At 52.3% G+C, this 7,390-nt stretch carries 8 protein-coding genes; 5 read left to right on the top strand and 3 right to left on the bottom strand.

All coding sequences use genetic code 11. The annotated features are described in order from the left end of the window. A partial coding sequence (locus tag POG22_RS00565) for a hypothetical protein (protein WP_498903024.1) occupies positions 1-358 on the top strand: 358 nt, incomplete at its 5' end. A 141-nt stretch (positions 359-499) separates the two neighbouring features. On the opposite strand, the gene POG22_RS00560 is transcribed toward POG22_RS00565, so the two are convergent. The 3 genes from POG22_RS00560 to POG22_RS00550 all read right to left on the bottom strand — a co-directional run bounded on the left by POG22_RS00560 (position 500) and on the right by POG22_RS00550 (position 3,303). Further along, positions 500-1,930 carry a GTP-binding protein gene (locus POG22_RS00560; protein ID WP_017659912.1) on the bottom strand — a complete coding sequence of 477 codons (1,431 nt, stop codon included), beginning with the start codon at positions 1,928-1,930 and terminating at the stop codon, positions 500-502. Positions 1,931-2,034: 104 nt separating this feature from the next. Continuing rightward, positions 2,035-2,721 (bottom strand): Sll1247 family protein, encoded by a 687-nt coding sequence (locus tag POG22_RS00555; protein ID WP_498903028.1) that lies wholly within the window; start codon positions 2,719-2,721, stop codon positions 2,035-2,037. A 12-nt stretch (positions 2,722-2,733) separates the two neighbouring features. After that, complete coding sequence (locus POG22_RS00550) at positions 2,734-3,303, bottom strand: hypothetical protein (protein ID WP_498903022.1); 570 nt, start codon at positions 3,301-3,303, stop codon at positions 2,734-2,736. Between the two features lie 350 nt (positions 3,304-3,653). Here POG22_RS00550 and tgt point away from each other — a divergent pair, with 350 nt between their 5' ends. The 4 genes from tgt to POG22_RS00530 all read left to right on the top strand — a co-directional run. Next, on the top strand, positions 3,654-4,769 hold the full coding sequence (gene tgt / locus POG22_RS00545; RefSeq protein WP_017659910.1) for a tRNA guanosine(34) transglycosylase Tgt: 1,116 nt from the start codon (positions 3,654-3,656) through the stop codon (positions 4,767-4,769). 89 nt (positions 4,770-4,858) lie between these two features. Further along, positions 4,859-4,996, top strand: a complete 138-nt coding sequence (locus POG22_RS00540; protein ID WP_017659909.1) for a photosystem II reaction center protein K — start codon at positions 4,859-4,861, stop codon at positions 4,994-4,996. A gap of 541 nt (positions 4,997-5,537) precedes the next feature. Beyond that, positions 5,538-7,040 carry a CIA30 family protein gene (locus POG22_RS00535; RefSeq protein ID WP_498903020.1) on the top strand — a complete coding sequence of 501 codons (1,503 nt, stop codon included), beginning with the start codon at positions 5,538-5,540 and terminating at the stop codon, positions 7,038-7,040. Between the two features lie 179 nt (positions 7,041-7,219). Beyond that, the coding region (locus tag POG22_RS00530) for a MerR family DNA-binding transcriptional regulator (protein ID WP_498903026.1) at positions 7,220-7,390 on the top strand (171 nt) is incomplete at its 3' end.

The raw sequence follows: 7,390 nt of genomic DNA, 5'->3' as shown, positions 1-7,390 counted from the left end.
GTTTTCCGATCGAGAAGCTCAAAAACCTTGGATTTTCGTCGGCGATTACCGATTCAATTGGGAAGCTAGAGTCCAAAACGACCATTGGGCAAGCTGTACGGCATCAGAATTCGCTCTGGAGACTTATTCAGCAAGCCCTACTTATTTTGCAAATTTGTCCGATAGATTGTTTGTTGTGGTGAGTTCTGGAACACCATTTATCTCACAGCTACTCAGTTATACGGATTCCGTATTAGCTAACCATGGCAGATGTGTGATGCCATTTCCCGAAAACTTTGAAATGGTTGCTGGTGGGCAATCTCCACGATACAAGGCACTTGACGGCTCATGTGTAGCACGCTTTTTGAAAATTGGTTGACGCCCGATCTACAGTACGGACAAGTTCAGCACCAGTGGGAGTGACAAACGCTTTGAAACCCTTACTGGGTAGGCATTGCAGACCTTTTATTCCCCTCTCACAGAGGAAATGAAAAGTTCAATTCTCCTCCTTGTCCGCACCTCACCCCACTAATTTTTGCTGTAACTCGTCCTTAATCTGGCTGAGAATCGAGGTTTCGTCAAGGGAATCCAAAATCTGACGCACCACGGCTTTCGGTCCTTCTGGCCCCCAAGACGCGCCGTTGGCGAAATAGGTTTTCGCCACTTGACCGATTCCGTAAGTCGAAACTCCCGCAACGCTGGCTTGAGTTACCGCCACGGAAACGTAACCGCCGAATGCGATCCCTCCAGTTATGGGAGTGGCGACGCCAAACACGCTCTTCAAGCCGCTTAACCCCAAGTTCGCCAGGAGTTCGCTGGCGCTAATTCCCCCCATGCTCAGGGCGATTTTCTGAAGCAGGTCGATCGCCCCAGTTTGCGTCATGGGAAGTCCGTACAACCGCGACAGGGACAGCAACAACGCCACGTCAATGGTGGCGGCGGTGAGGATGTCTACCACCGTCACCGGGTTGAGGGCGATCGCCAAGGATTTCGCCATGACCGCGTTCCAGATAATCTGATTGGCGCTGCGATCGCGAATGTCCATTTTGCGCCGTACCACTTGTTCGTTCACTTCGTCGGCGTACAGCATACTATTGAGCGCGACGAGCGATTTTCCTTCGCGAACGAGAATATCGAGAATTTTCAGCTTCAACTCGTCCACTTGAGGCGTTCCCGGTTGCAGCGTCACCCCCGTACTTCCATCGGGACGACGCACAGCCGTCGCCACCAACGGCGAGGCGGCGGCCATGACGATACGATCGCGCGTTAACAGTTGGCGAACCCGCTTGTTACGAACCTGCTCGTAAATGGCGTAAGCGTCGGCTTCAGGATACTGGTCGATTTTATTAAACACCAAAATCAACGGTTTCCCCGCCTCGCGTATCTGCACCAAGGCGTCGTATTCGACTTGCGTTAAATCGCCGGAAATGACGAACAAAATCAAATCGGCGCGTTTGGCGATGCGATGGGCCAGTTCGGCGCGGGTTTCGCCATCGACTTCATCGAGTCCCGGTGTATCTACCAGTTCGATACGGGAGGTTCCCACGCTCGGAAGCGACACCTGTAACACGTCGTCTAAGCCATCGCCGAGGCTGTCCCGCGTCAGCGTCCAATCCACGCTTTGACTGGTTTGAGTGACGCCGTGTAACGGCCCGGTTTCAAAAACGGGTTTTCCCACGAGAGCGTTGAGCAGCGAAGATTTTCCCCGTCCCACCATTCCGAAAGCGGCGATTTGTACCACGTCGGATTCGAGTTTGTCGAGGGTCGATTCTAAGCCGCGAATTTGTTCTTCTAACCCCATTCGTTCGCGATCGCTCAAATCCAAGCGATCGACCAACTCGTGCAGGGCGTTTTTAGCCTGTTTGTAGTGCAGTTCGGCTTGAATATCGGCAAAACTAAAAATGGCTTCGTCGAGTTCTCGTTCGAAGTCTGATGAACGGCGAGACGACATAATCAGTGGAGAGGGAAGAGTGGAGAGGGGAGAGTATCGAAGATTGGGGAGTCCTAACCTTCGAGGGAACGGCTCTGTTTGGAATCGAGTTTCTGTGTTCGATCTTAAGATGCCTGACTGAGAACCGACAAGTCTGCCGAGCCGAAGTTGGTACTCAGTGCCACTTGCAGGTTTTCGAGGGATTTGATGAGCCACTGAACGGCTTCGCGCGTCGAGCGATCGTAGTGATCGAACAGGATAGAAAAACGTTTTTCCAGGTGAGGGCGCACTTTTCGGCAAATCAGCAGAATTTTGAGCAGTAACGCCATCACGAACGTCGGCCCGATGTTTGACAACAGGTCGATCAAAACGTAGTGGTTGGGATTTTGGGGGCTTTCCACCACCAAGAAGTTCAACAACTGGCTACAGGTGCGAATAATCAAAAAGTCTGTCGGTTTTTGGTTGTCGCACTGAGGTAGCGTATTCATCAGATGTTGGTACAGTTTTTCGTAAAACTGCCGCTTGCCGTATTCTTCATCGACCGTGGTGATGAGATACTCGAACAAGTCTTCTTTGAACTCCCGGTAGGTGCGAGTTTGGCTGGTGTGGGTGCGGAAGTTTTGCGCCAAGTCTTTGTAAGTGTAAGATCCTTCGGCGCGTCCGGCGAACTGCTTGACCGCTAGATAGAGTTCGCGATCGTCGAGTAACGTCGGGTTGCGAACGGGCTTGATAATGCGCTTGTTGTAGAGCAGTTTGGGGTTTTGACGGGCTAGTTGCGCCCGTCGAACCTTGTAGGTGACGTACTTTGACAGGTGGATTTCGTACTATCGTTGTTTCTGGGCTTGAAGCTGTTTGATTGTTTGTTGGTGTTCGTAGCTGCTGCTGTCGCTGAGCAGAGAGTGGTTGTAGAGATAGGGATACCGCCCGATCAAGCTGCTGAGGGGTCGCTGTTCGGGGGGTTGGCTACGATCTTCGGTGCGATCGACGACGCGAACGAGCCGTTGAAGCGTGACGAACTCTTCGCTTTGTTTGAATTGACTTAGTAGTAACTGCAACCGTCGGGCGTCTCGCGATTGCATCCGACGTTCTCCCGAGCGATCGATGGCGCTCACGAGCTGAGGAATGGCAGCTTGGGACTTCGTGTCCATCTGCCAGTGGTTGATGAGAATGTGGCAGCAACGGTTGAGGACGCTGTTAAATTCTCGCTCGGCTTCGTCGATTTTAGAAATTTGATGGACGATCGCTGAAATTTCGGGATCGGGATATCCCGACCCTTGTACGAACAGGGAGCGAAAACGATCGAGAAGCCGGTCTGGTTGCTCGACCTTCACTAAATCGAGCAAATGCTCGTAAAGCGCTTGCTCGGAAGCGTATAAATCGTCGGATTTAGCCATGGTTTGGTTAGCCCCCTTCGACCTCAGCAGCAGGACAACATACGAGACCTACTCTGAGTCGGTTTTCGAGACGGTTGCACGATTGGGTCACAGCAATCCCCACGATATTAACTTATCATGCTTATCACATCATGATACTGCGATCGCGGAAAAAGTATCCGAAATCGAGCGATGAAAGAAACGTAAACTGAAGTTACCGTTCGCTCCCTTAAACTATAGCAACTCGTTAGGGAAGCGGCGACTACCCGTTTCGTTCGTATTGGGGAGTCTCGATCGCAGAAACGGTCTCTGTGGCTTTCGCGCTAGAATAGGCGTCGTTTTTGTAAACTTTTGTAGAAAAAGGCTAACTTTTGAGCGATCGATTTAGTTATCACTGTCAAGCCCAGTGTCCGGAAACGGGGGCGCGAGCCGGAGTGTTCGTCACGCCTCACGGGATTGTGGAAACGCCGCGCTTTATGCCGGTGGGAACGCTGGCCAACGTCAAAACTTTAACGCCCGACCAACTGCAATCGACGGGGGCGCAGATGGTGCTGGCGAACACCTATCACCTGCACTTGCAACCGGGAGAGCAAATTGTCTCGGGTGCGGGGGGGCTGCATCAGTTTATGGCGTGGGACAGCCCGATTTTAACAGATTCGGGCGGATTTCAGGTATTTAGCCTCAGCGAGATGCGATCGATTACGGAAGACGGCGTGACGTTTCGATCGCCCCGCGACGGTTCGATAATTCACCTGACGCCCGAACGATCGATCGCTATCCAAAACGCCCTCGGTGCTGATGTAATTATGGCCTTCGACGAATGCCCCCCCTACCCAGCAACCCCCGAAGCCGTGGAACTGGCGACCGCACGCACCGAACGCTGGCTCAAACGCTGTATCGACGCACACAAAAATACAGAAGAGCAAGCGTTGTTCGGGATCGTACAAGGTGGGGTGTACCCCGAGTTACGGGCGAAAGCGGCGCAGTCGCTGCAAGCCTTGGATTTACCCGGTTACGCCATCGGCGGTGTCAGCGTTGGGGAACCCCCCGAACTCATCGAGAAGATCGTGAAAGCGACGACCCCTTTGCTGCCAGAAAACAAACCTCGCTATCTAATGGGGGTGGGAACCTATCGAGAAATGGCACAGGCGATCGCAGCGGGGATCGATTTGTTCGATTGCGTCATTCCCACGCGGTTGGGGCGACATGGGGCGGCGTTCGTCAAGGGCGAGCGGTGGAACCTCAAAAACGCCAAGTTCCGAGAAGATTATCGCCCTCTCGACGAAACCTGTTCCTGTTATACTTGTCAGAATTTCACGCGGGCTTATCTGTGCCATTTGGTGCGCTCTCAGGAACTGTTAGCGTATACGCTGCTTTCGTTACACAACGTTACGGAACTGATTCGCTTTACCCAACATATTCGCCAAGCCATTCTAGAAGGACGATTCGCTACGGAGTTCGCCCCTTGGTTGTCGAGTTCAGCTTAACGTAACGTTACATTTCCAGCGACAGGAAGCACTTATGTTAATATTTGTTTGAATTATGAGAAAACCTGTCGATCGAAGGATTTAACAACATGGAAGCAGCTCTGCTTTTTGCCAAACTGCCCGAAGCGTATCAAATTTTCGATCCCCTCGTGGACGTTCTTCCGATTATTCCGGTATTCTTCCTGCTGTTAGCGTTCGTTTGGCAAGCCGCCGTGGGTTTCAGATAAACGGTTTGTTTTGGCAATTTCCGATATTCCAGAAAAGCCTGTTCGAGAGAGCAGGCTTTTTTTCAGCGAACGACGAGCAGTCAACAGCGCAGGAATCCGAATCTCAAACTGTGCGCCCAACTCTACCAGCCTCTCTCTGTGTTCTCTGTGCCTCTGTGGTGCAGAAAATTTTTCGAGATTTGGGATTGACAAAACACATCAAATATGTACTGAAAATTAAGCCAGATCCCCGGCAGCAATTTACGCATCTTGGAGATGCCGGGGATCTCCAGTAGCAATTTACCGATCTGGGATTTTGCGGGCAACCCTTGTAATACGGCGATATCTTTTCTAACAAGGGTTTCAGGACTTTTCTGTACCACTAAGCCTCTATACCTCTGGGGTCGATTTGCCCCTTGGAAGAGGCGGGGCTTCCAATTTCCCGACTATCCTCGTGAGGAGAATCTCAGGGGCGATCGCTCGCACTGGCAGGTCTGAGCAGAATTTCTTACATTAAATGACAACGAGACCCCACAGTCGATCGCACCTCACCACAGTAATTATGGCCAACCCACCCCGCGAACCCTGGGATTTCGGGCGGTTTCTACAAACCCTCGGATTCTTCGGCGAAATTCCCTTCCTCGGCAACTTTAGATGGATACAGAAAAAACTCGGTATGCGCGACGACACCGCCATGACTCCCCCTAAACCCCCCGGTCTCGTTCTCGTCGTCGGGGCGACGGGAGGCGTCGGAAAGCGCGTCGTCAAACAACTGCAACAGCGCAACATCCCCGTTCGCGGTCTCGTTCGCGATGCCCGACGGGGGCGGGAACTCCTCGGAACCGACATCGAACTCGTCGAAGCCGACATCACCGTTCCCGAAACCTTGAATTTCCGAGTGTTCGAGAACGTTCGCGCCGTCATCTGCTGTACCGGAACCCGCGTCCAGCCCGTCGAAGGGGACACCCCCACGCGCGAAAAATACTATCAAGGAGTGAAGTTCTACCTTCCCGAAGTCGTCGAAACCCCCGAATATATTGAATATCGCGGCATCGAAAACCTCGTCAACGCCGCGAAACCCTACCTCTGCCGCCGCCAAAACGAAAAAACGATTTTTGACTTCACCCGACCGATTCCTCGCTTCAACGACCTCTGGGGAGCCGTAGACGACGTGGTCATGGGCGGCGTCAGTAACAGCGACATTCACCAAATTCCCGGTGCGGCAGTTTTTAGTGGAAACGTGTCTACTGCCAATTCTGGCGGCTTCGCCTCCGTGCGTACCCAAGTCCTCGAAACGCCGTTAGACTTATCGCAATACGAAGGCATTCAACTGCGCCTGAAGGGAGACGGAAACCGCTACAAATTCATTCTTCGCAGCGATAACCAATGGGACGGTATCAGCTACGTTTACGGCTTCGATACGGTGTATAACATCCCGATGACCGTACGCGTGCCGTTTTCCGACCTCGTCCCCACCTTTCGCGCCAAAACCCTCGAAACGGACGAACCCTTTCCCGCCCATCGCATCACGGCATTTCAAATCATGTTGAGTAAGTTCGAGTTCGACGGAGCGCTCAATCCTAAGTTCAAACCCGGTTCGTTTCGCTTGGAACTCGAATCGATAAGTGCTTACGGTGGCGAAACGGTGCCGCAGTTCGTCATGGTGAGTTCGGCGGGGGTGACGCGTCCCGGTAAACCGGGGTTGAATTTAGAGGAAGAACCGCCAGCGGTGCGGATGAACGACCAGTTGGGGGGACTACTGACGTGGAAACTCGAAGGAGAAAACAGCCTTCGTAACAGCGGGATTCCCTATGCGATCGTTCGCCCCTGTGCGCTGACAGAAGAACCGGGGGGAAAACCTCTCGTCGCCGCCACGGGAGACACGATTAAGGGACAATGTACCCGCGACGATATCGCCGAACTCTGCGTGCGGGCGTTAGACCGTCCTGAAGCGACGAACGCAACGTTTGAGGTGAAACAAACCTCGGCAGATCGCGGCAAAACTCAGGATTGGAACGGCTTTTTTGAGAGTTTGAAAACACCCCGCGAACTCTCGTCTGTATAGTTTTTTGTGCGAATTCCCTCTTTTCTGAATCCGTTGGTATCATCGGGGCAAACGCACGCGATCGCGTTCGGTATTACGTTCGTCATCGCGTTGGGTAAAGAATTGAGGGTTGAAGACAGAGTGGAAATTTCTCACTAAAGTTACTCAACCCTATTCATTTCTTATGCTAAAATAACTACATGAGTAAATTTAGGATTTCCGAAGCCGCCAAAATAAAAGGAGTATCGCCATCTACATTAAGACGTTGGGAGTCAGAAGGGAAATTAATCCCTGAGCGCACAGCGTCGGGTCATCGGAGATACGACCTGTCTCAACTGCTTGGTGTTGAATCTTATAGAGCGTACACAATT

Origin of the sequence: Geitlerinema sp. CS-897 (assembly GCF_028368005.1) — a bacterium.
GTDB classification, from domain to species: Bacteria; Cyanobacteriota; Cyanobacteriia; order Cyanobacteriales; family Geitlerinemataceae; genus Baaleninema; species Baaleninema simplex.
This window is presented reverse-complemented; position numbering and strand designations above follow the sequence as displayed.